The sequence below is a fragment of the Isoptericola variabilis 225 genome (assembly GCF_000215105.1).
Taxonomy (GTDB): domain Bacteria; phylum Actinomycetota; class Actinomycetes; order Actinomycetales; family Cellulomonadaceae; genus Isoptericola; species Isoptericola variabilis_A.
Map to the genome: position 1 here is coordinate 1,294,669 of NC_015588.1, position 19,997 is coordinate 1,314,665.

21 protein-coding genes are annotated in these 19,997 nt (G+C 75.7%); 20 read left to right on the forward strand and 1 reads right to left on the reverse strand.

Features of this window, described 5'->3' with window-relative positions; genetic code table 11:
* Window positions 1–16 precede the first annotated feature (16 nt).
* The 18 genes from ftsY (at window position 17) to ISOVA_RS06030 (ending at window position 16,819) form a co-directional block, all read left to right on the forward strand.
* Window positions 17–1,189 carry a signal recognition particle-docking protein FtsY gene (ftsY, locus tag ISOVA_RS05945; protein ID WP_013838341.1) on the forward strand — a complete coding sequence of 391 codons (1,173 nt, stop codon included), beginning with the start codon at window positions 17–19 and terminating at the stop codon, window positions 1,187–1,189.
* Between the two features lie 218 nt (window positions 1,190–1,407).
* Window positions 1,408–2,682, forward strand: a complete 1,275-nt coding sequence (locus ISOVA_RS05950) for an ammonium transporter (protein WP_013838342.1) — start codon at window positions 1,408–1,410, stop codon at window positions 2,680–2,682.
* Window positions 2,679–3,017, forward strand: a complete 339-nt coding sequence (locus ISOVA_RS05955) for a P-II family nitrogen regulator (protein WP_013838343.1) — start codon at window positions 2,679–2,681, stop codon at window positions 3,015–3,017. Before ISOVA_RS05950 ends, ISOVA_RS05955 begins: the two co-directional genes overlap by 4 nt.
* 5 nt (window positions 3,018–3,022) lie before the next feature.
* Window positions 3,023–4,840, forward strand: a complete 1,818-nt coding sequence (locus ISOVA_RS05960; protein WP_013838344.1) for a [protein-PII] uridylyltransferase family protein — start codon at window positions 3,023–3,025, stop codon at window positions 4,838–4,840.
* Window positions 4,841–4,886: 46 nt separating this feature from the next.
* A complete protein-coding gene (ffh, locus tag ISOVA_RS05965) occupies window positions 4,887–6,506 on the forward strand; it encodes a signal recognition particle protein (protein ID WP_013838345.1) in 1,620 nt (539 codons plus the stop codon).
* 3 nt (window positions 6,507–6,509) lie between these two features.
* On the forward strand, window positions 6,510–7,634 hold the full coding sequence (locus ISOVA_RS05970) for an amidohydrolase family protein (RefSeq protein ID WP_013838346.1): 1,125 nt from the start codon (window positions 6,510–6,512) through the stop codon (window positions 7,632–7,634).
* 164 nt (window positions 7,635–7,798) lie between these two features.
* Window positions 7,799–8,218: a 30S ribosomal protein S16 gene (gene rpsP, locus ISOVA_RS05975; RefSeq protein WP_013838347.1), complete on the forward strand. Its 420-nt coding sequence runs from the start codon at window positions 7,799–7,801 to the stop codon at window positions 8,216–8,218.
* The gene (locus tag ISOVA_RS05980; RefSeq protein ID WP_013838348.1) at window positions 8,218–8,457 is read left to right on the forward strand and encodes an RNA-binding protein; all 240 of its coding nucleotides are present in this window, start codon (window positions 8,218–8,220) and stop codon (window positions 8,455–8,457) included. The genes rpsP and ISOVA_RS05980 overlap by 1 nt, the downstream gene beginning before the upstream one ends.
* 105 nt (window positions 8,458–8,562) lie before the next feature.
* The gene (gene rimM / locus ISOVA_RS05985) at window positions 8,563–9,132 is read left to right on the forward strand and encodes a ribosome maturation factor RimM (protein WP_013838349.1); all 570 of its coding nucleotides are present in this window, start codon (window positions 8,563–8,565) and stop codon (window positions 9,130–9,132) included.
* Window position 9,133: 1 nt separating this feature from the next.
* Entirely contained in the window at window positions 9,134–9,976 is an 843-nt protein-coding gene (gene trmD, locus ISOVA_RS05990) for a tRNA (guanosine(37)-N1)-methyltransferase TrmD (RefSeq protein ID WP_013838350.1), read from the forward strand.
* Window positions 9,977–10,152: 176 nt separating this feature from the next.
* Window positions 10,153–10,506, forward strand: coding sequence for a 50S ribosomal protein L19 (gene rplS, locus ISOVA_RS05995; protein ID WP_013838351.1), 354 nt, complete (start codon window positions 10,153–10,155; stop codon window positions 10,504–10,506).
* 110 nt (window positions 10,507–10,616) lie between these two features.
* The gene (gene lepB, locus ISOVA_RS06000) at window positions 10,617–11,390 is read left to right on the forward strand and encodes a signal peptidase I (RefSeq protein ID WP_013838352.1); all 774 of its coding nucleotides are present in this window, start codon (window positions 10,617–10,619) and stop codon (window positions 11,388–11,390) included.
* On the forward strand, window positions 11,387–12,205 hold the full coding sequence (locus tag ISOVA_RS06005; protein WP_013838353.1) for a ribonuclease HII: 819 nt from the start codon (window positions 11,387–11,389) through the stop codon (window positions 12,203–12,205). Before lepB ends, ISOVA_RS06005 begins: the two co-directional genes overlap by 4 nt.
* Window positions 12,202–12,501, forward strand: a complete 300-nt coding sequence (locus ISOVA_RS06010) for a DUF2469 domain-containing protein (protein WP_013838354.1) — start codon at window positions 12,202–12,204, stop codon at window positions 12,499–12,501. Before ISOVA_RS06005 ends, ISOVA_RS06010 begins: the two co-directional genes overlap by 4 nt.
* Window positions 12,502–12,605: 104 nt before the next feature.
* The gene (locus ISOVA_RS06015) at window positions 12,606–12,974 is read left to right on the forward strand and encodes a YraN family protein (RefSeq protein WP_013838355.1); all 369 of its coding nucleotides are present in this window, start codon (window positions 12,606–12,608) and stop codon (window positions 12,972–12,974) included.
* Complete coding sequence (locus ISOVA_RS06020; RefSeq protein ID WP_013838356.1) at window positions 12,974–14,506, forward strand: YifB family Mg chelatase-like AAA ATPase; 1,533 nt, start codon at window positions 12,974–12,976, stop codon at window positions 14,504–14,506. Before ISOVA_RS06015 ends, ISOVA_RS06020 begins: the two co-directional genes overlap by 1 nt.
* On the forward strand, window positions 14,503–15,774 hold the full coding sequence (gene dprA, locus ISOVA_RS06025; protein ID WP_013838357.1) for a DNA-processing protein DprA: 1,272 nt from the start codon (window positions 14,503–14,505) through the stop codon (window positions 15,772–15,774). The genes ISOVA_RS06020 and dprA overlap by 4 nt, the downstream gene beginning before the upstream one ends.
* A gap of 79 nt (window positions 15,775–15,853) precedes the next feature.
* Window positions 15,854–16,819 carry a tyrosine recombinase XerC gene (locus ISOVA_RS06030; protein ID WP_013838358.1) on the forward strand — a complete coding sequence of 322 codons (966 nt, stop codon included), beginning with the start codon at window positions 15,854–15,856 and terminating at the stop codon, window positions 16,817–16,819.
* 66 nt (window positions 16,820–16,885) lie between these two features.
* Here ISOVA_RS06030 and ISOVA_RS06035 read toward each other — a convergent pair whose 3' ends face one another.
* Window positions 16,886–17,449, reverse strand: coding sequence for a peptidoglycan DD-metalloendopeptidase family protein (locus ISOVA_RS06035; RefSeq protein ID WP_013838359.1), 564 nt, complete (start codon window positions 17,447–17,449; stop codon window positions 16,886–16,888).
* Between the two features lie 491 nt (window positions 17,450–17,940).
* Here ISOVA_RS06035 and rpsB point away from each other — a divergent pair, with 491 nt between their 5' ends.
* Together rpsB and tsf are read left to right on the forward strand one after the other, a co-directional pair.
* A complete protein-coding gene (gene rpsB, locus ISOVA_RS06040; protein ID WP_013838360.1) occupies window positions 17,941–18,897 on the forward strand; it encodes a 30S ribosomal protein S2 in 957 nt (318 codons plus the stop codon).
* A gap of 111 nt (window positions 18,898–19,008) precedes the next feature.
* Window positions 19,009–19,848 carry a translation elongation factor Ts gene (gene tsf, locus ISOVA_RS06045; protein WP_013838361.1) on the forward strand — a complete coding sequence of 280 codons (840 nt, stop codon included), beginning with the start codon at window positions 19,009–19,011 and terminating at the stop codon, window positions 19,846–19,848.
* The last annotated feature ends 149 nt before the right edge of the window (window positions 19,849–19,997 follow it).

Below are 19,997 nucleotides of genomic sequence, written 5' to 3' on the forward strand. Positions count from 1 at the left end.
TGGGAGACTGGGGCGCGTGACTGATCAGCTCTGGCTCTGGCTCACGCTCGGCATCCTGGTCCTCGCCGGTGGCGGCGCGGCCCTGCTCGCACCCCTGCGCCGTCGTCGCGGCGCCCCGCCCGTCGACGAGACGGGCGACCGTTCCGCGGGCGGCACGACGACGGACGAGCGGCCCGGGGGCACGGCCGTCCTCGAGCCCGAGGCGCCGTCGCCCGCCGAGGCCGCGGCACCGCCGGCCGTCGAGAGGCCGGCGCCCGCCGCGGGCCGCCTGGTCCGCCTGCGCGACCGCCTCGCGCGCTCGGGCTCCCCGCTGGGCGCCCGCCTGCTCACCGTGCTGTCGCGCGACCACCTCACCGAGGACGACTGGGACGAGATCGAGGAGACGCTCCTGCTCGCCGACATCGGCGCCGGCCCGGCCGGGGAGCTGCTCGAGGCGCTGCGCACGCGCGTGCGCGTCCAGGGCGCGCGCGACGGCGCGTCGGTCCGCGCCCTGCTGCGCGAGGAGCTGATCAAGGTCGTCGACCCCAGCCTGGACCGCTCGGTCGCGACGTCCCGCCCGGTGTCCGACGACGGGACGCCCGTCCCCGCCGTCGTGCTCGTCGTCGGCGTCAACGGCACGGGCAAGACGACGACCGTCGGCAAGCTCGCGCGCGTGCTCGTCGCCGAGGGGCGGACCGTGGTGCTCGGCGCGGCCGACACGTTCCGCGCGGCCGCGGCCGACCAGCTGCAGACCTGGGGCTCGCGCGTCGGCGTCGAGACGGTGCGCGCGGACCGCGACGGCGCCGACCCGGCGTCGGTGGCGTTCGACGCGGTGCGCAAGGGCACGGCCGACGGCGCCGACGTCGTGCTCGTCGACACCGCCGGGCGCCTGCAGAACAAGGCCGACCTCATGGACGAGCTGGGCAAGATCACGCGCGTGATCACGCGCGAGGCGCCCCTCAGCGAGGTCCTCCTCGTGCTCGACGCCACCACGGGCCAGAACGGCCTCAACCAGGCGCGCGTGTTCGGCGAGGTCGCCGGCGTCACGGGCATCGTGCTGACCAAGCTCGACGGCACCGCCAAGGGCGGCATCGTCGTGGCCGTGCAGCGCGAGCTCGGCGTGCCCGTCAAGCTCGTCGGTCTCGGCGAGGGTCCCGACGACCTGGCGCCGTTCGACCCGGAGGAGTTCGTCGACGGCATCCTCGGCTGACGTCGAGTCCCGTGTCAGACGTCTGGTGGGCCAGAGCCCACCAGACGTCTGACACGGGGTTCGGTGCGGTCGCGTCTCATCTCTCGGACGGGAAACCCAACGTTTACGCGCGGGTGGCGCTTGTCACACGCCCGTAACGCGCGAACAGTCCAGGTGAAACCCCGCTCATCGACGGTTGTTCCCGACCGGCCGCACGGGCTGGCGAAGGGAGACAACAGATGGAGCTGGACACCGGAGTGACCGCGTGGATGCTGACCTCGGCATCGCTCGTGCTCCTGATGACGCCCGGGCTGGCGTTGTTCTACGGGGGCATGGTCCGCGGCAAGTCCGTACTGAACATGATGATGATGTCGTTCGGGGCCATGGCCGTCGTCGGCGTCATCTACGTCCTGTGGGGCTGGTCGATGTCCTACGGCTCGAGCGTCGGCGGGCTCTTCGGGAACCCGCTCGAGCAGTTCGGCCTCAGCGGCACGATCCTCGACGACGCCGGTGAGTTCGTCCTGAGCGACGGCCTGCCGGTCATCGTCGACGTCGGCTTCCAGGCCACCTTCGCGATCATCACCGTCGCGCTCATCTCGGGCGCGATCGCCGACCGAGTCAAGTTCGGCACCTGGCTCGTGTTCGCGGGCCTGTGGGCCACGCTGTCCTACTTCCCGCTGTCGCACATGGTGTGGGGCGGCGGCCTGCTCTCCGACGAGGGCCCCTTCGTCTTCGGCGACGCGGCCCCGATCGACTTCGCCGGCGGCACCGTGGTGCACATCAACGCCGGTGTGGCGGCCCTCGTGCTCGCCCTGATCGTGGGCAAGCGCAAGGGCTTCGGCACCGAGCCGATGCGCCCGCACAACCTGCCGCTCGTCATGCTCGGCGCGGCGCTCCTGTGGTTCGGCTGGTTCGGCTTCAACGGCGGCTCGGCGTACGGCGCCGACGGCGCCGCGGGCCTCGCGTGGGTCAACACCACGACGGCCACGGCCGCGGCGATCCTCGGCTGGCTCGTCACCGAGAAGCTGCGCGACGGCTCGGCGACCTCGCTCGGCGCCGCGTCCGGCGTCGTCGCGGGCCTCGTCGCGATCACCCCGGCCGCGGGCGACGTGCACCCGGTCGGCGCGATCGTCATCGGCCTGGTCGCCGGCGCGCTGAGCGCCCTCGCGGTCGGCCTCAAGTACAAGTTCGGCTACGACGACTCGCTCGACGTCGTGGGCGTCCACCTGGTCGCCGGCCTGTGGGGCACCGTCTCGCTCGGCTTCCTCGCCACCGAGACCGGCCTGTTCTACGGCGGCGGCGCCGCCCAGCTGGCGGTCCAGGTCATCATCGCCGTCATCGCCATCGCGATCTCGGCCGTCGTCACGCTCGTCATCGCCCTGGCCCTCAAGGCCACGATGGGCTGGCGCGTGCCCGAGGAGGACGAGGTCGGCGGCATCGACCTCGCGGTGCACGGTGAGACCGCGTACGAGACGATCCAGCAGGGTTCGGTCATCAAGGAGGTCCGCGCATGAAGCTCGTCACGGGTGTCATCCAGCCCCACCGTCTCGACGACGTGAAGTCGGCCCTCGAGGCCGCCGGCGTCCGCGGCATGACGGTCAGCGAGGCCAGCGGCTACGGGCGCCAGAAGGGGCACACCGAGGTCTACCGCGGTGCGGAGTACACCGTGGACCTCGTGCCCAAGGTCCGCATCGAGATCCTCGTCGCGGACGAGGACGCGCCGTCGATCGTCGACGTCGTGGTCGGTGCGGCCCAGACGGGCAAGATCGGCGACGGCAAGGTGTGGACGGTCCCGGTCGACGACGTCGCCCGCGTCCGCACGGGCGAGCACGGCGACGCCGCGCTCTGACCCCGGTGAGCAGCCTCCCGTCACCGGGCGGCGACCCCGCGCAGGCCCCGCACCCCGGCACCGGGGTGCGGGGCCCTGTCGTGGGGCTGCGCGCCGACCTCCTCGCCGCCGCCGCCGAGCTCACCGCTCCCGGACGGTCGGGCGTCGCGCGCCGCGCCGCGCTCCAGCAGATCGTCGTCGACCGGCTCGGCGCGCTGTACGCCGAGGCCACGGCGGACGTCGAGCCCACGGGCCTCGCGCTCGCCGCGGTCGGCAGCCTCGGGCGCGGCGAGCTCGGCCCGCTGTCCGACCTCGACCTCGTGCTCGTCCACGACGGGCGCACGCACAAGCCCGAGGCGCTCGCGCGCGTCGCCGAGCGCCTCTGGTACCCGCTGTGGGACTCCGGCGTCGACATCGACCACGCCGTGCGCTCGCTGAGCCAGACGCGCCAGCTGGCGTCGAAGGACCTGCCGGCCGCGGTCGGCTGGCTCGACGTCCGCCCGGTGGCGGGGGACGCCGTCGTCGTGCACCGCGCGGCGTCGGCCATCCTCACCGACTGGCGCTCGGCGTCGCGCCGCCGCCTGCCCGAGCTGCTCGCGGGCGTGCGCGAGCGCGCCGCCCGCGCGGGCGAGCTCGCCTACCTCGTCGAGCCCGACCTCAAGGAGGCCCGCGGCGGCATCCGGGACGCCGTCGTGCTCTCGGCGCTCGCCGCGACGTGGCTCACCGACCGTCCGCACGGGCGCGTCGACCAGGCGTACGCGCACCTGCTCGACGTGCGCGACACGCTCCAGGTCGTGACCCGGCGCCGCGCCACCCGCCTGGTCCTGGCCGACCTCGACGAGGTCGCGGCGCGCTGCGGCTTCGACGACCCGGACGAGCTGCTCGCGAGCCTCGCCGCGGCCGGCCGCGAGATCTCGTTCGCGCTCGACTCGACCGTGCGCCGCGCCCGCCAGGCGCTGCAGCGCCCGGTCGCGCGCAAGCCCGTGCTCGTGCGGGGACGGCGCACGCCGCCGCGCCTGCGCTCCGTCGGCGACGGCCTCGTCGAGCACGACGGCGAGCTCGTGCTCGCGGTCGACGCGCAGCCCGCGAGCGACCCGCTGCTCAGCCTGCGCGCGGCCGCGACGGCGGCCCGCACCGGGCTCGTCCTGTCGCCCGTGACCGTGCACTCGCTCGCGCAGTGCCCGCCGCTCGACGAGCCGTGGCCCAAGGCCGCGCGCGCGCACCTGCTCACCCTGCTCGGCGCGGGCCCCGCGCAGGTGCACGTGTGGGAGGCCCTCGACCTGGCCGGCGTCGTGACGACGTGGATGCCCGAGTGGGCCGGCGTGCGCAACAAGCCGCAGCGGGCCGCGATCCACCGGCACACGGTCGACCGCCACCTCGTCGAGACGGCGTCGCTCGTGCCGCGCGCCCGCAAGGAGGTCGCGGCGCGGCACGACGGACCGGTCGCGCGCACCGAGCCGCTGCTGCTCGCCGCGCTGCTGCACGACGTCGGCAAGCGGCGCGGCGCGGTCCACGACGACCACTCGGCCGAGGGCGCGCGCGTCGCGCCGCTCGTGCTGCGCCGGATGGGCTTCGAGGAGGACGTCGTGCGCGACGTCACCACGCTCGTGCGCGAGCACCTCACGCTCGCGCGGCTCGCCACGGAGGAGGACCCCGACGACCCGGCCACGATCGCGGCGCTGCTCGACGCCGTCGGGCACCGCCGTGACCTCCTCGAAGAGCTGCGCGTGCTGACCCAGGCCGACGCGTCGTCGCTCGGGCCGATCGGCTGGACCGCGTGGCGCGCGCGGCTCGTCGACGACCTCACGGCCCGGGCGCGCGAGGCGCTCGCGGCCCGCCGGTAGGCTAGGGGACCGCACGCATCGACACCCCCCGGTAAGGAATCGCCTGGTGTTCACCTCCCTGTCCGACCGGCTCACCTCGACGTTCAAGAACCTGCGCGGCAGGGGACGTCTCTCCGAGGCGGACATCGACGCGACCGTGCGCGAGATCCGTCGCGCGCTGCTCGACGCCGACGTCGCCGTGCCCGTCGTGCGCGAGTTCACCGCGGCGGTGCGCGAGCGCGCCCTCTCGGCGGAGGTGTCGGCGGCGCTCAACCCCGCGCAGCAGGTCGTCAAGATCGTCAACGACGAGCTCGTCGAGATCCTCGGCGGCCAGACCCGCCCCCTGCGGCACGCCAAGACGCCGCCGACCGTGATCATGCTCGCGGGCCTCCAGGGCGCCGGAAAGACGACGCTCGCGGGCAAGCTCGCGCTCGCGCTGCGCGAGCAGGGGCACACGCCGCTGCTCGTCGCCGCCGACCTGCAGCGGCCCAACGCCGTCACGCAGCTGTCCGTCGTGGCGGAGCGGGCGGGCGTGCCGGTCTTCGCGCCGCACCCCGGCAACCAGGGCGCGGAGACCGACGCGGTCATCGGCGACCCGGTCGCGGTCGCGCGCGACGGCGTCGCCGAGGCGCGCGCCAAGCAGCACGACGTCGTCATCGTCGACACCGCGGGCCGCCTCGGCGTCGACGAGGTCCTCATGCGCCAGGCCGGCGACATCCGCGCGGCGATCGACCCGGACGAGGTCCTGTTCGTCATCGACGCGATGATCGGCCAGGACGCGGTCGCGACCGCGCAGGCCTTCCTCGAGGGCGTGGACTTCACGGGCGTGGTCCTGTCGAAGCTCGACGGCGACGCGCGCGGCGGTGCCGCGCTGTCGGTCGCGAAGGTCACGGGCCGGCCGATCATGTTCGCCTCGACGGGCGAGAAGCTCACCGACTTCGAGGTCTTCCACCCCGACCGCATGGCGTCGCGCATCCTCGACATGGGCGACGTGCTCACGCTCATCGAGCAGGCCGAGCGCGCCTTCGACGCCGAGGAGGCCGCCCGGATGGCGGCCAAGGTCGAGAAGGGCGAGGACTTCACGCTCGCCGACTTCCTGGTGCAGATGCAGCAGATGAAGAAGCTCGGCTCGATGAAGAAGATGCTCGGGATGCTGCCCGGCATGGCGCAGATGCGCGAGCAGCTCGAGAGCTTCGACGAGCGCGAGGTCGACCGCATCCAGGCGATCATCCAGTCGATGACGCCGGCCGAGCGCGACAACCCGAAGATCATCAACGGCTCGCGGCGCGCGCGCATCGCGCGCGGCTCGGGGCAGACGACGACGGCGGTCAACCAGCTCCTCGAGCGCTTCGACGCCGCGCAGAAGATGATGCGCCAGATGAGCAAGGGCGGCGGCGTGCCGGGGATGCCCGGCGTGCCGGGCGGGATGCCGGGCATGCCCGGGATGCCGGGCGCCGGCAAGAAGTCGCGCGGCAAGCAGCAGCCGAAGAAGAAGGTCAAGGGCCGCTCCGGCAACCCGGCCAAGCGCGCGCAGCAGGAGCGCGAGGCGCTGCAGAAGGCGCTCGGCGGCGGGCCCACGGCCCCGGCCGGGTCGGCGTTCGGCGGCGGCACCGCGCGCGACGAGGTCGACCTCGACGGCCTCGAGCTGCCGCCCGGCCTCGACAAGCTGCTCGGCGGCGGCCGCTGACCCATGGCGGTCCCGCACGTCCCGCTCCACGTCAAGGGCCACGTCCTGCTCGGCGAGGACCGCGAGGTCGGCGAGCTGTGGGTGCGCGACGGGCGCGTCAACCTGACGCGGCCCTCGCCGCAGGGCAGCGCGGCCCGCGTGCTCGAGGGGTGGGTGCTCCCGGGGCTCGTCGACGTGCACTGCCACGTCGGGCTCGACGCCGGGGGAGCGGTCGACGAGGAGACGGCGACCAAGCAGGCGCTCGCCGACCGCGACGCGGGCGTGCTCCTCGTGCGCGACGCGGGCTCGCCGCTCGACACGTCGTGGGTCCACGACCGGGCCGACCTGCCGCGCCTCGTGCGCGCCGGCGCCCACCTCGCGCGGCGCCGGCGCTACCTGCGCGGCTACGGGATCGAGCTGGACGACGTCGCGCGGCTGCCCGACGCGGTGCGCACCCAGGCGCGGGCGGGCGACGGGTGGGTCAAGCTCGTGGGCGACTGGATCGACCGCGACCTGGGCCCCGACGGCGACCTGCGCCCGCTGTGGCCGCGCGACGTGCTGACCGAGGCCGTCGCGGCCGCGCACGCCGAGGCCGCGCGCGTCACGGTGCACGCGTTCTCCGAGGAGGTCGTCGCCGACCTGCTCGCCGCGGGCGTCGACGGCATCGAGCACGGCACCGGCATCCCGCGCGAGCTCATGGACGAGGTCGCGGCGCGCGGCGTCCCCGTGACACCGACCCTCCTGCAGGTCGCGCAGTTCGAGGCCATCGCGCGTCGGGCCGACGGCAAGTACCCGGTGTACGCGGCGCGCATGCGGCGCATGCACCGGCGGCGGTACCAGCAGGTGCGCGACCTGCACGACGCCGGCGTCCCGCTGCTCGTCGGCACCGACGCGGGCGGGACGATCGCCCACGGGCGCGTCGCCGACGAGTGCGCCGAGCTCGTCGCGGCCGGCATCCCGGCACGCGAGGTCGTCGCGATGTCGAGCTGGCGCGCCCGCGCGTTCCTCGGCTTCGGTGCGCTGGTCGAGGGCTCGAGCGCTGACCTCGTCGTGTACCCCGCCGACCCGCGCGAGGACGTCGAGGTCCTCCGGCACCCCACCGCCGTCGTCCTGCGCGGGCAGGTCGTCGCCGAGGGCGGCCGCTCCTGAGCGCCGGGTTGGGCGCGGTGCCCAGGCTCTGGCACAATAGGCCGGTACTCGGCGTGCCCAGGCCCCTCTCACCTGCGCGTGCCGCGTCCTGACCCACCCACCGCCTGGCCCCCACCCGGTGGTGCGCGCGGTCGAAACCACCAGAACCAGGAGAGACCACCCAAGTGGCCGTCAAGATTCGTCTGAAGCGCCTCGGCAAGATCCGGGCTCCGTACTACCGCGTCGTCGTGGCCGACTCGCGCACCAAGCGCGACGGTCGCGTCATCGAGGAGATCGGGAAGTACCACCCGACCGAGGAGCCGTCGTTCATCGAGATCTCGTCCGAGCGCGCGCAGTACTGGCTCGGTGTCGGCGCCCAGCCGACCGAGCAGGTGCTCGCCCTGCTCAAGATCACGGGTGACTGGCAGAAGTTCAAGGGCCTCCCGGGTGCCGAGGGCACCCTGAAGACCAAGGGCGGCGCGTCCGACGCCGCCGCCGCGGTCGAGGCCGTCAACGCCGAGGCCGAGAAGGTCAAGGCGAAGGCGTCCGAGAAGAAGGCCGAGGAGCCGGCCGCCGAGGCCGACGAGGCTGAGGCCGAGGCCTGATGCTCGCCGAGGCCCTCGAGCACCTGGTGCGCGGCATCGTGGACCACCCGGACGACGTCCGTGTGACCGCGCGGCCGCAGCGCCGGGGCGACCTGCTCGAGGTCCGGGTGCACCCGGACGACCTGGGCCGAGTCATCGGCCGGGGCGGCCGGACCGCCAAGGCGCTGCGCACCGTGGTCGGTGCGCTCGCCACCGAGGGCCCGGTGCGGGTCGACGTCGTCGACGTCGACCGGCGCTGAGCGGTCGAGCACCCGAGCGACACCCCCCGACGAGGCCCGGTCCCACCACGGGACCGGGCCTCGTCGTGCCGGAGGGTGCACCCTGGTGACGGCGAAGGAGGAGACATGCAGCTGGTGGTCGCGCGCGTGGGACGTGCGCACGGGCTCCGGGGCGAGGTCGCGCTCGACCTGCGCACCGACGCCCCCGAGGAGCGGCTCGCCGTCGGCGAGCGGCTCGAGACCGACCCGCCGTCCGCGGGTCCGCTGACGGTCACGCGCGTGCGCGTGCACCAGGGCCGCTGGCTCGTCACGTTCGCCGAGGCGGCCGACCGGTCGGCGGCCGAGGCGCTGCGCGGCGTCGAGCTCGTCGTCGACGCGGACGCCTCCGACGAGGAGGACGCCTGGTACCCGCACGAGCTGCGCGGGCTGCGCGCCGAGCTCGAGGACGGCACCGTCGTCGGCGAGGTCGTGGGGCTCGAGCACCTGCCCGCGCACGACGCGCTCGCGATCCGCGAGACGGGCGGCGAGCGCACGCTCGTGCCGTTCGTCCGGCAGATCGTGCCCGTGGTCGACGTCGAGGGCGGCCGCGTCGTCCTCACGCCGCCCGGCGGGCTGCTCGCGCGCGACGCCGCGTCCGTCGTGGTCGACCTGCCCGAGGACGCCGAGCCCGACGGCCGGCCCGAGGGCGAGGCCTGACGTGCGCGTCGACGTCGTCTCGATCTTCCCCGAGTACCTCGCCGCGCTCGACCTGTCGCTCGTCGGCAAGGCCCGACGCGCGGGCCTGCTGGACCTGCGCGTCCACGACCTGCGGGACTGGACGACCGACCGGCACCGCACGGTCGACGACACGCCGTTCGGCGGCGGGGCGGGCATGGTCATGCGCCCCGACGTGTGGGGCCGCGCGCTCGACGACGTGCTCGGCGCGACCGGGGGACACCTCGTCGTCCCCACTCCCTCGGGCGAGGTCTTCACGCAGCGGCACGCCGAGGCGCTCGCCACGGAGGAGCACCTCGTCGTCGCGTGCGGACGCTACGAGGGGATCGACGCGCGCGTCGTCGAGCACTACCGCGCGGCCGGGCACCGGGTGTCCGAGCTGTCCATCGGCGACTACGTGCTCAACGGCGGCGAGGTGGCCGCGCTCGTGATGATCGAGGCCGTCGGCCGGCTCCTGCCCGGCGTCGTCGGCAACCCCGCGTCGCTCGTCGAGGAGTCGCACGGGGCCGCCGGGCTGCTCGAGTACCCCGTGTACACCAAGCCGCCCGCGTGGGAGGGCCTCGAGGTGCCCGGTGTCCTGCTGTCGGGCCACCACGCCCGCATCGAGCGCTGGCGCCGGGACCAGGCGCTCGCGCGGACCGCCGCGCGGCGCCCGGACATGCTGGAGCGGCTCGACGTCGCGACGCTCGACCGGCACGACCTCGAGGTCCTCGCAGGGCTCGGCTGGGAGGTCGACGGCGGCAGCCTGCGCCGGGTCCGCGACGTCCCCGGCGACGTCACCGGCGAGCCCGCCGACGAGGGCACCGCGGGGGCTGTGGCAGAATAGTGCGTCGGTGTGCCGCCGGCGGACGCGCTGCGCAGGTCTCTGCCACAGGGGAGGCCTGGCTCGCACGCACAGCACCGCTCCGTCGACGAGCCGGTACACCGCACCGAACAGTCAGATCTCGGCGCCCCGCGCGCCACCGAGCTTGCGCCTGACCTGTGGCAGGCGGGGAGAGAACCATGCACACGCTCGACATCGTCGACGCGGCCTCGCTGCGCTCCGACGTCCCGGAGTTCCGCGCCGGTGACACCGTCAAGGTCAACGTCAAGGTCGTCGAGGGCAACCGCTCTCGCATCCAGGCGTTCCAGGGCGTCGTCATCGCCCGCCAGGGTGGTGGCGTCCGCGAGACGTTCACCGTCCGCAAGATCAGCTTCGGCGTCGGCGTGGAGCGCACGTTCCCCCTGCACGCCCCGACGATCGACTCGATCGACGTCGTCACCCGTGGTGACGTCCGCCGGGCGAAGCTGTACTACCTGCGCGCGCTGCGCGGCAAGAAGGCCAAGATCCGCGAGAAGCGCGAGACCTCGGCCTGATCGCACCCCGCGACACCACGACGGGCGGTCCCTCCACGGAGGGGCCGCCCGTCGTCGTCTGCCGGCCGGACGGTTTCCCGCGCGCCGCCGGCGGATGAAAGAGTGGACCCGTGGCAGACTCCGAACCCGTGACCGACCAGCCCATCGCGCCCGGCGAGGACGCCGACCCCGACGAGCACCGGTCCTCCGGGCACGCGGGGCGCCGGCGGCGCAGCCGCGGTCTCGGGTTCCTGCGCGAGACCGCGATCATCGTCGTCAGCGCACTCGTGCTCTCGTGGCTGATCAAGTCGTTCCTCGTCCAGGCGTTCTTCATCCCGAGCGCGTCGATGGAGGACACGCTGATCGAGGGCGACCGCGTCATGGTCTCGCGGCTCGTGCCGACGGTGCTCGACGTCCACCGCGGCGACGTCGTCGTCTTCAAGGACCCGGGCGGGTGGCTCGACCCGGTCGAGCCGGTCGACCACGGCCCCGTCGGCAACGCGATCACCGACGTCATGACGTTCGTCGGCCTGCTGCCGCAGGACACGGGCGAGCACCTCATCAAGCGCGTGATCGGGGTCCCGGGCGACCAGGTGACCTGCTGCGACGCCGAGGGGCGCGTGAGCGTCAACGGTGTGCCGATCGACGAGGAGCGGTACGTCAAGCCGGGCTCGGAGCCGAGCGAGGTCGACTTCGCCGTGACCGTGCCGGACGGCATGCTGTTCGTCATGGGGGACAACCGCCAGAACTCGCGCGACTCGCGCTACAACACGGGCAACCCGGGCGGCGGGTTCGTGCCGATGTCCAACGTCGTGGGCACCGCGTTCGCGACGGTGTGGCCGTTCGACCGCGCCACCCTGCTGCGCAACCCGGGCGACGTCTTCGCGGGGGTCCCGGAGCCGTGACCGTCACGTCCGCCCGCCAGGGCCGCTCGACCCCGACGCGGCGCAGCCCGTCGCTGCGCCACGAGCGTGCGCTGCTGTCCGGCGGCGCGCGTCTCGTCGCGGGCATGGACGAGGTGGGGCGCGGCGCGCTGGCCGGGCCGGTCAGCGTGGGCGTCGTCGTCGTGGACGCCGCGACGCGCACGGCGCCCCAGGGCCTGACGGACTCCAAGCTCCTCACGGCGGGCGCGCGCGAGCTGCTCGTGCCGCAGGTCCAGCGCTGGGCCGTCGCGTGGGCCGTGGGCCACGCCGGCCCCGCCGAGATCGACGCGCACGGCATCGTCGCGGCCCTGCGGATCGCCGGCCGTCGCGCGCTCGCCCAGGTGCGGCGCACGTGCGGCCAGGACATCGACGTCGTGCTGCTCGACGGCTCGCACGACTGGCTCTCGCGGCCCCAGGCCGACCTGTTCGAGGCGGCGGCGCACGACCCGGACGCCGAGCCCGGCGCGGGCGACCCCGCGGTCCGCACGCTGGTCAAGGCCGACCTGCAGTGCTCGTCCGTCGCGGCCGCGAGCGTCCTGGCCAAGGTCGAGCGCGACGGTCTCCTCGCGCGGCTCGCGCGCCAGTACCCGGCGTACGCGTGGGACCAGAACAAGGGGTACTCGGCGCCGGCGCACCTCGACGCGCTGCGCCGGCTCGGCCCGACGCCGCAGCACCGCCGGTCGTGGAACCTGCGGGTGCTCGCCGAGGACGCCGCCGCGGCCGACGCGCGCGAGGACGCCGACGCGTCCTTCACGTCGCCACCGCTGGCCGACCTGGGTGGGATGATGACCGGGTGAGCGCCGAAGACCTCGAGAACTACGAGACCGAGATGGAGCTCGCGCTCTACCGCGAGTACCGCGACGTCGTGGGCCTGTTCTCGTACGTGGTGGAGACCGAGCGCCGCTTCTACCTCGCCAACCAGGTGGACCTGCAGGTCCGGTCGGCGGCGGGCGAGGTGTACTTCGAGCTGCGCCTGGCCGACGCCTGGGTCTGGGACGTGTACCGGTCCGCGCGCTTCGTGAAGTCGGTGCGCGTCGTGACGTTCAAGGACGTCAACGTCGAGGAGCTGGCCAAGGCCGAGCTCGCCCTCTGAGGCCGTCCCCAGGCGAGCGCCCCGCGTCGTCGTCCACAGACCGCACGACGCCGGCGGCGAGAGCACGCCCCGCGCCACCACCCTGGGCGCGGAGGTGGTCGCGAGTGCGAGCGAAGGACGCCGTCGGGCGGTACGGCGAGAGGGTGGCGGCCCGTCACCTGGAGGAGCGCGGCTGGCAGCTGCTGGACCGCAACTGGCGCGGGACGCGCGGCGAGCTGGACATCGTCGCGCGCGACGGCGACGCGCTCGTCGCGGTCGAGGTCAAGACGCGCACCGGCGACGGCTTCGGCCATCCCGCGGAGGCGGTCACGGCCGACAAGCTGCGGCGGCTGCGCCGGCTCACGGGGGAGTGGCTCGCGCGGCACGCCGACGCCGGCGGGCCCCGGTTCCGCGAGGTCCGGGTCGACGTCGTCGCCGTGGTGCTCCCGCGCGCGGGCGCGGCGCGGGTCGAGCACCTCGAGGGGGTGCTCTGATGGGGCTCGGCGTCACCGCGTCGGTCGCGCTGACCGGGCTCCGCGGCCACGTCGTGGAGGTCCAGGCGCAGCTCGCCGCCGCGCTGCCCGCGTTCACGCTCGTCGGCCTGCCCGACACCGCGCTGAGCGAGTCGCGGGACCGTGTGCGGGCCGCCGTGCTCTCGAGCGGGATGGCGTGGCCGAACCGCAGGGTCACGGTCAACCTGTCGCCGGCCTCCCTGCGCAAGTCGGGCTCCGCGTTCGACCTCGCGATCGCGGTCGCGGTGCTCGCGGGCGACGGCTGCCTGCCCGCGGACGGGCTCGACCGCGTCGTCCACCTGGGCGAGCTCGGGCTCGACGGCCGCGTGCAGCCGGTGCGCGGGGTGCTGCCCGCCGTCGCCGCGGCCGTCGAGGCGGGCTTCACGCGCGTGGTCGTCGCGGCGGGCGACGTCGCCGAGGCGCGGCTCGTGCCCGGCGCGCAGGTGCACGGCGTCGTCACGCTCGCCGAGGCCGTGCTGCTGCACGGCGGGCGCGTCGAGTCGCTGCCCGACGTCGAGCCCGTCCGCCAGGCGCGCACGCACGCGCCCGGGCGGCCGGCCGGCGACCTCGCCGACGTCGCGGGCCAGACCGGGGCCCGCACCGCGCTCGAGGTGGCCGCCGCCGGGGGGCACCACCTGCTGCTCACCGGCCCGCCCGGCGCGGGCAAGACGATGCTGGCCTCGCGGCTGCCCGGCGTGCTGCCCGACCTCACCGAGTCCGAGGCGCTCGAGGTCACGGCGGTGCACTCGGTCGCCGGCACGTTCGACCCGGGCGACGGGCTTCTCACGCGGCCGCCCTTCGAGGACCCGCACCACACCGCGACGCCCGCCGCGATCGTGGGCGGCGGGTCGGGCCTGCCCCGGCCGGGCGCGGTCTCGCGCGCGCACCGCGGGGTCCTCTTCCTCGACGAGGCGCCCGAGTTCCGGCCCTCGGTGCTCGAGACGCTGCGCCAGCCGCTCGAGCAGGGCGAGCTCGTGCTGCACCGCACCGGTGGTGCGGCCCGCTACCCGGCGCGGTTCCAGCTCGTGCTGGCCGCCAACCCGTGCCCGTGCGGCATGGCCACCGACAAGGGCCTCGAGTGCACCTGCACGCCGCAGGCCAGGCGCCGGTACTTCGGCCGGCTCTCGGGCCCGCTGCTCGACCGCGTGGACCTCCAGGTGCAGGTGCGCGCGGTGACGCGCGCCGAGCGCGTGCTGCTCGAGCGCGGCGAGCCGACCGCGACGGTCGCGGCACGGGTCGCGGCCGCGCGCGAGGCGAGCCGTGCCCGGCTCGCCGGGACGCCGTGGACGAACAACGCGGAGGTGCCCGGCCCGTGGCTGCGCGAGCGGCTGCGGCGCGAGCCGGACGTGCTGCGCCGGGTCGAGCGAGCGATCGACGAGGGCAGGCTGAGCCTGCGCGGGGCCGACCGCGTCCTGCGCGTCGCCTGGACGCTCGCCGACCTCGCCGGCCTGGACGTGCCGGGGCGGAGCCAGGTGGACGAGGCCATCACGATGCGCACGGGCGGTGCGGCGTGAGCGGGGCGCTGTTCGACCTGCCCGACGGCGCGGCCCCGGAGCCGGGGCGGCCCGCGGTGCGGCTCGGCTTCGACGCCGACGACCCGGTGCTCGCCGCGGCGGCGTGGTCACGGCTCGCGGAGCCCGCCGACGTCGTCGCGGGCGCGCTCGTCGCACACCTCGGCGCGGGGCCGGCGCTGGCGTGGCTCGTGGACGCGGCCGGCGACCCCGGCCGGGCGCTGCGCGAGGCGGCCGCCGCCGAGGTCCCCGTGCCCGACGCCTCGGGGGAGCCCGCGAGCCGCCGCGGCGCGACGCAGCGGCTCGCGGCCGCGGTCGCGCGGTGGGTGCCCCGGCTCGAGAACCTCGACCCGCGCCGCGAGCTGCGCGTGCTCGAGCGGTACGGGGGCGCGCTGCTCGTGCCCGGCGACCCGCGCTGGCCCGCGGCCCTCGGCGACCTCGGGCCCGCCGCCCCGTTCGCGCTCTGGGTCCGCGGCGAGCCCGACCTGGCGGCGCTCGCCGCGCGCTCCGTCGCCGTCGTCGGTGCCCGCGCGGCGACCTCGTACGGCGAGCACGTCGCGTCCCGGCTCGCGTCGGGCCTCGTCGACCGCGGGTTCACCGTCGTCTCGGGCGGCGCGTACGGCATCGACGCCGCGGCGCACCGCGGCGCGGTCGCGGCGGGCGGCCCGACGGTCGCGCTGCTCGCGTGCGGCGTCGACCGCTTCTACCCGCAGGGCAACCACGAGCTCCTGCGCCGGGTCGCGGAGGGACCGGGGTGCGTCGTGAGCGAGGTGCCGCCCGGGTCGGCCCCGTTCCGGCAGCGGTTCCTCGCGCGGAACCGGATCATCGCCGCGCTGGCGCGGGCCACGGTCGTCGTCGAGGCGGCATGGCGCTCGGGCGCGCTGTCGACCGCGCGGCGGGCCGCCGACCTGCTGCGGCCCGTCGGCGCGGTCCCCGGCCCCGTCACGTCGATGGCCTCGGGCGGGTGCCACGCGCTCCTGCGCGACGGCGTGGCGACGTGCGTGACGGACGCCGCCGAGGTCGCCGAGCTGGCGGGCGACCTCGGCGAGGACGCGGCGCCCGCGCCGCGCGGCGAGGCGCGGGTCGTCGACGCGCTCGACGAGACGGGGCGCCGGCTCTGGGACGCCCTGCCGCTGCGGTCGCCGGCGTCGCTCGAGTCCGTGGCGCGCACCGCGGGCCTGGCGCCCCGCGAGGCGCTCGCGGGCCTCGGCGGCCTCGCGCTCGACGGCCTCGCGGAGCAGCGCGACGGCGGGTGGTGCCGCGCCCGCTGAGGGCGCGTGCTCCGGGCACCCGTGGCCACGCCGGGCGGCCTCACCGCCGCGCGACCTCGGGTTCGGCACACTGACCTGGATGGACGCCGAGACGCGGACCCCGACGGACCCGGAGCTGCCGCCGCTGCCGGACGCCCTCGCGCGGGCGCTCGACGGCTTCCTCGCGCACCTGGACCACCAGCGGGGGCTCTCGGCGCACACGCGCCGGGCCTACCGGGCGGACGTCGCCGCCCTGCTGCGCTACGCGGCCCGCCACGGCGCCGACGAGCTGCAGCGGGTCGACCTCGGCGTGCTGCGCTCCTGGCTCGCCGCGCAGTCCGACCGCGGGCTCGCGCGCTCGACGCTCGCGCGGCGCGGCGCCGCGGCGCGCGCGTTCCTGCGCTGGGCGCACCGCACCGGCCTGCTGGCGACGGACCCGTCCGCGCGGCTCGCGAGCCCGAAGGTGCCGCGCACGCTGCCCACGGTCCTGACCCCCGAGGCGGCAGGCCGGCTGCTCGACGTCGCCCGCGACGACGCGGCGGCCGCCGACCCCGACGACCGGCCCGCGGCCCTGCGGGCGTGGGCCGCGGCCGAGCTGCTCTACGGGTCGGGCATCCGCGTGGGCGAGCTCGTCGCGGTGGACGTCGACGACGTCGACCCGTCCGAGCGCCTCGTGCGCGTGCTGGGCAAGGGCGGCAAGGAGCGCGTCGTGCCGTTCGGCGTGCCCGCGGCGCGCGCGGTGACCGCGTGGCTCGAGGAGGGGCGGCCCGCGGTGGCCCGCGCCGCGACCGGACCCGCGCTGCTCGTCGGCGACCGCGGCGGTCGGTGGGGGCAGCGGCAGGTGCGCGAGGCCGTGCACCGGCTCGCCGCGCGGGCGGGCGTCGACGACGTGGCGCCGCACGCGCTGCGGCACTCGGCCGCGACGCACCTGCTCGCGGGCGGGTCCGACCTGCGCTCGGTGCAGGAGGTGCTCGGTCACGCCGACCTGGCGACGACCCAGCGCTACACCCACGTGGACGCCGAGCGGCTCCGCCGCGTCTACGCGCAGGCGTTCCCGCGCGCCTGACGCTGTGAGCGGAGTCTCGGCCCGTCTCCCGAGGGGGGAACGGGCCAGAAGTCCGCTCGCAGCGCCTCAGGAGAGGGGCAGGAGCACGATCGGGTCGGCGAGGCCGAGCAGGAGCATCGGGTCGAGGTAGCGCTCGCCGCGGCGCACGCCCCAGTGCAGGCAGTCCCGCGGGGCGCAGTGGCTCGGGTTGTCCGCCGTGCCCGGCGCGGTCGCGAGCGTCCCGACGACCGACCCGGCGGCGACGACGGCGCCGCGCGGGACGACGGCCTCGACCGGCTCGAGCGTCGAGCGCAGCCCGCCGTGGTGCGTGACCACGACGACCGGCTTGCCGCCGACGACGCCGGCGAACGTCACGACGCCCCCTCCCGGCGCCGCGACCGGCTCGCCGCGCAGGGCCGCGAGGTCGACGCCGCGGTGGCCGGGGAGCCAGTCCTGCGCGGGAGGTGCGAACGGGTGCACGAGCTCGCCCGGCACGGGCCGGACCCAGCCCGCGCGGCGGGCGGCGGCCGCGTCCTCGGTGCCCGCTCGGGGGCTCGCGTCCGTCGCGGCCGGGGCGGCGGCCGCCGCGGGCCCGAGCAGGAGAAGGACCGAGAGCAGGGCGCCGAGCGCGCGCACGGTGGGCGTCGTCATGACCGCAGCGTCCTGGCCCGGCCGGGGTACCGTCGTCGGGCGCACCGCGCGCGGTGGACGACGTGCCCGCCGTGCCGCCTGGGGGCGGGCTCGCCCGGGCGCCGTCGCCTGCGGCGACGTGCCGCACACCACGCACGGGCCGCGCACGAGCCCGCGGCCGCCGTCGGGTAGACTGACCGCTGCGATCGGCGCGTGCGCCCGCTCCTCCCTCTCGCCGGACAGCTCGGCGTGCCGGGAACCGGGAGCGCCCGTCCGGTCGACATCGCGCGTCACGAACGCGCCGGCGGCCCAGGCCGCCGGGCGCGGCCGCGTCGGCAGCGGTCCGCAGGTCCTCCGGGGCAGGCGGTGCCGGCCCGGCGTGACGCCAGGGGTGCCGGGTCCGATGCCCGTCACCGACAACCGAGTACCGCGACCGGGTCCGCACGCGACCGGTCGCCCGACGCGCGTGCGCACCGGGAGGATCCCGGGCCACGCGGCGAAAGGAACCCGTCATGGCCGTCGTGACCATGCGCCAGCTCCTCGAGAGCGGTGTCCACTTCGGGCACCAGACCCGCCGTTGGAACCCGAAGATGAAGCGGTTCATCTTCACCGAGCGCAACGGCATCTACATCGTCGACCTCCAGCAGTCGCTGTCGTACATCGACCGCGCCTACGAGTTCGTCAGCCAGACCGTCGCCCACGGCGGCACGATCCTCTTCGTCGGCACCAAGAAGCAGGCGCAGGAGCCCGTCGCCGAGCAGGCGTCCCGCGTCGGCATGCCGTACGTGAACCACCGCTGGCTCGGTGGCATGCTCACCAACTTCTCCACCGTGCACAAGCGCCTCCAGCGCCTCAAGGAGCTCGAGGAGATCGACTTCGACGACGTCGCCGGCTCCGGCCTGACGAAGAAGGAGCTCCTCGTCCTGCGTCGCGAGAAGGACAAGCTCGCGCGCACGCTGGGCGGCATCCGTGACATGGCCAAGACGCCGTCGGCGATCTGGGTCGTGGACACCAACAAGGAGCACCTCGCCGTCGACGAGGCCCGCAAGCTGGGCATCCCCGTCGTGGCGATCCTCGACACCAACTGCGACCCCGACCTGGTCGACTACGCGATCCCGGGCAACGACGACGCGATCCGCTCCGTCACGCTGCTCACGCGCGTGATCGCCGACGCCGTCGCCGAGGGCCTGCTGCAGCGCCACTCGGGCCGCAAGGGCGACGCCGCCGAGGCCGAGGCCGAGCCGCTCGCCGAGTGGGAGCGCGAGCTCCTCGCCGGCGCCGAGGCGCAGGCCGGGGCCGTCCAGGAGGCCGTCGAGACCCAGGCCGAGGAGCAGGTCGAGGCCGCCGAGGCCGCGCCGGAGGCCGCCGCGACGCAGGGCGCCTCGGGCGCCGAGGACGCGGTCGCGCCGGGTGCGGACGCCGCGCCGGCCGTCGACGCCGCCGCCGAGGCCGCCGAGAAGTCCGAGTGAGGTCCCGCGGGCCGGCCGCGCGTCGGCCGGCCCGCGCCCTCGCGGCACCACATCCTCCCGCCCGCGCCACCCGCCCGGCGGGAACCGAACCAGCACGGAGGACATCCCCCCATGGCGAACTACACCGCCGCTGACATCAAGGCGCTCCGCGAGCGCACCGGTGCCGGCATGCTCGACGTCAAGAAGGCGCTCGACGAGGCCGGCGGCGACGCCGAGCAGGCCGTCGAGATCATCCGCAAGAAGGGCCTCGCCCGCGCCGCCAAGCGCGAGGGCAACGCCACCTCCGAGGGCCTGGTCGCCGTCAAGGTCACCGACGGCGAGTCGGGTCAGGTCGCCACGATGATCGAGGTCAACTCCGAGACCGACTTCGTCGCCAAGAACGAGAAGTTCATCGCGCTGGCCGAGCAGGTGCTCGAGGCCGTGCACGCCGCGGGCGCCGCCGACCTCGACGCCGCCCTGGCCGCGCCGGCCGCCGAGGGCACCGTCGCCGACCTGGTGGCCGCCCAGGGCGCCACCATGGGCGAGAAGATCGTCCTGCGCCGCGTCGCCCGGGTCGAGGGCCCGCGCATCACGACGTACCTGCACAAGACGGCCAAGGACCTGCCGCCGTCGATCGGCGTGCTCGTCGTCACCGACGAGGCGGCCGAGCCGGTCGCCAAGGACGTCGCGCAGCACGTCGCGGCCATGGCGCCGAAGTACCTCACCCGCGAGGACGTCCCCGCCGACGTCGTCGAGAAGGAGCGCGAGATCGCGCGCGAGGTCTCGATCTCCGAGGGCAAGCCGGAGGCCGCCCTGCCGAAGATCGTCGAGGGTCGCCTCAACGGCTTCTTCAAGGAGGCCGTCCTGGTCGACCAGCCGCTGGCCAAGGACCCGAAGACGACGGTCGCCAAGCACGTCGCCTCGACCGGCGGTCAGCTCACGGGCTTCGTCCGCTTCCGCGTCGGCAACTGACGCACCACCGCGGCCCGGCCGCACCCTCGCGGTGCGGCCGGGCCGCGGCGTGTCCGCCGCCGTCGCGCGGCGGGCGCGCGCATCCGGTGCCAGGATGCGCGGGGGACCCTCACCTTCGACCGGGCGGCGGCACCCGCCCGGGAACGCAC

Bases quoted from the DNA above. Each gene is read 5' to 3' on its own strand.
- ISOVA_RS05950 (WP_013838342.1), top strand. From the start codon at position 1,408: ATGGAGCTGGACACCGGAGTGACCGCGTGGATGCTGACCTCGGCATCG.
- ISOVA_RS05955 (WP_013838343.1), top strand. From the start codon at position 2,679: ATGAAGCTCGTCACGGGTGTCATCCAGCCCCACCGTCTCGACGACGTG.
- ISOVA_RS05970 (WP_013838346.1), top strand. From the start codon at position 6,510: ATGGCGGTCCCGCACGTCCCGCTCCACGTCAAGGGCCACGTCCTGCTC.
- ISOVA_RS05980 (WP_013838348.1), top strand. From the start codon at position 8,218: ATGCTCGCCGAGGCCCTCGAGCACCTGGTGCGCGGCATCGTGGACCAC.
- rimM (WP_013838349.1), top strand. From the start codon at position 8,563: ATGCAGCTGGTGGTCGCGCGCGTGGGACGTGCGCACGGGCTCCGGGGC.
- rplS (WP_013838351.1), top strand. From the start codon at position 10,153: ATGCACACGCTCGACATCGTCGACGCGGCCTCGCTGCGCTCCGACGTC.
- ISOVA_RS06020 (WP_013838356.1), top strand. From the start codon at position 12,974: ATGGGGCTCGGCGTCACCGCGTCGGTCGCGCTGACCGGGCTCCGCGGC.
- ISOVA_RS06030 (WP_013838358.1), top strand. From the start codon at position 15,854: ATGGACGCCGAGACGCGGACCCCGACGGACCCGGAGCTGCCGCCGCTG.
- ISOVA_RS06035 (WP_013838359.1), bottom strand. From the start codon at position 17,449: ATGACGACGCCCACCGTGCGCGCGCTCGGCGCCCTGCTCTCGGTCCTT.
- rpsB (WP_013838360.1), top strand. From the start codon at position 17,941: ATGGCCGTCGTGACCATGCGCCAGCTCCTCGAGAGCGGTGTCCACTTC.
- tsf (WP_013838361.1), top strand. From the start codon at position 19,009: ATGGCGAACTACACCGCCGCTGACATCAAGGCGCTCCGCGAGCGCACC.